Below are 258 nucleotides of genomic sequence, written 5' to 3' on the forward strand. Positions count from 1 at the left end.
TTCTTGATTGCTTTGAAAGAGAAACAGCAGGCGATTCATGAACAACTCGCGCCAGTGAAAGACAAAGGCTACTACGTATTCCATGACGCGTATGGCTACTTCGAACAAGAATTTAAGTTGAATAATCTAGGTCACTTTACGGTTAGCCCTGAGCGTAAACCTGGCGCAAAAAGTCTGATAGCTATCAAGAAGACTTTGGTGCGTGAAAATGTTCAATGCGTATTTTCAGAGCCTCAATTTACACCAGCGGTGATTGAA

Annotated in this window: 1 protein-coding gene; it reads left to right on the forward strand. The window is 42.2% G+C overall.

All coding sequences use genetic code 11. From position 1 onward, the window contains the following. Positions 1 to 258: metal ABC transporter solute-binding protein, Zn/Mn family (locus AB4653_RS29100; protein WP_372106115.1), on the forward strand; the 258-nt coding region annotated here is incomplete at both ends.

This window comes from Vibrio sp. 10N.222.48.A3 (assembly GCF_041475345.1).
GTDB classification, from domain to species: domain Bacteria; phylum Pseudomonadota; class Gammaproteobacteria; order Enterobacterales; family Vibrionaceae; genus Vibrio; species Vibrio tasmaniensis_A.